This window comes from Klebsiella sp. H-Nf2 (assembly GCF_002806645.1).
GTDB classification, from domain to species: domain Bacteria; phylum Pseudomonadota; class Gammaproteobacteria; order Enterobacterales; family Enterobacteriaceae; genus Klebsiella; species Klebsiella variicola.
Map to the genome: position 1 here is coordinate 1 of NZ_PIBL01000033.1, position 997 is coordinate 997.

A 997-nucleotide genomic window follows, 5' to 3' on the forward strand; every position below is an offset into this window, starting at 1 on the left:
AGCGCCACCAGCAGCAACAGCACCGCCGGGAAGAGGATCTTCTCCCGCCGGCTCACCGTGCGCAGCTGCACCATGCGGATCTTCCGCTCCTTATTCGTGGTCAGCGCCTTCATGATCGGCGGCTGGATCAGCGGCACCAGCGCCATGTAGGAGTACGCCGCCACCGCGATGGCCCCCAGCAGCTCCGGCGCCAGTTTGCCCGACAGGTAAATCGCCGTCGGGCCGTCGGCGCCGCCGATGATGCCGATGGCCGCCGCCTGCGGCAGGGTGAAGCTGATGATGCCGAAGTAGTTCAGCGTCAGCGCCCCGAGCACAGTGGCGAAGATACCGAACTGCGCCGCCGCCCCCAGCAGCAGGGTGCGCGGGTTGGCCAGCAGCGGGCCGAAGTCGGTCATTGCCCCGACGCCCATAAAGATGACCAGCGGCGCGATGCCCGAGCCAATCGCCACCTTATAGAAGATGGCCAGCACCCCGGAGGAGTAGCCCATGTCCACCGCGAGGCTCTCCATCTGCCCCTGCACCGACGGCAGGGCCAGGGCCAGCGCCTCCTTGATGGCGTGGACGTCCGGCGTGCAGTGGAGCTTCGCGGCAATCACCGCCAGCTGTGCCGGGTCGTGGTGGGCCAGCAGGTTTTCCAGCGCGCTCAGTGCCAGCCCGGCCTCCGGAATATTGGAGAGCAGGCCGCCGAAGCCAATCGGCAGCAGCAGTAACGGCTCAAACTTCCTGGCAATCGCCAGCCACAGCAGCAGCAGGCTGACCAGCAGCATCACCGCCTGGCCGGCGCCGAGGTGCATCAGCCCCATGCCCTGAATCAGGGCGTTCAGACTTTCCATTTCCGCTCCTCGTCCTTACGCCAGCTGCAGCAGGGTGTCGCCGACCGCCACCGCGTCGCCGGCTTTCACCGCGATGCCGCGCACGGTCCCGGCCTGCGCGGCGCGGATTTCGGTCTCCATCTTCATGGCTTCCAGAATCAGCAGCACCTCGCCTTCGGCCACCG

Annotated in this window: 2 protein-coding genes; both read right to left on the reverse strand. The window is 67.2% G+C overall.

The features are described from left to right. Positions 1 to 833: sodium ion-translocating decarboxylase subunit beta (locus CWM58_RS27850; RefSeq protein WP_133122445.1), on the reverse strand; the 833-nt coding region annotated here is incomplete at its 3' end. 15 nt (positions 834 to 848) lie between these two features. Then, the coding region (locus CWM58_RS27855; protein WP_100682226.1) for a biotin/lipoyl-containing protein at positions 849 to 997 on the reverse strand (149 nt) is incomplete at its 5' end.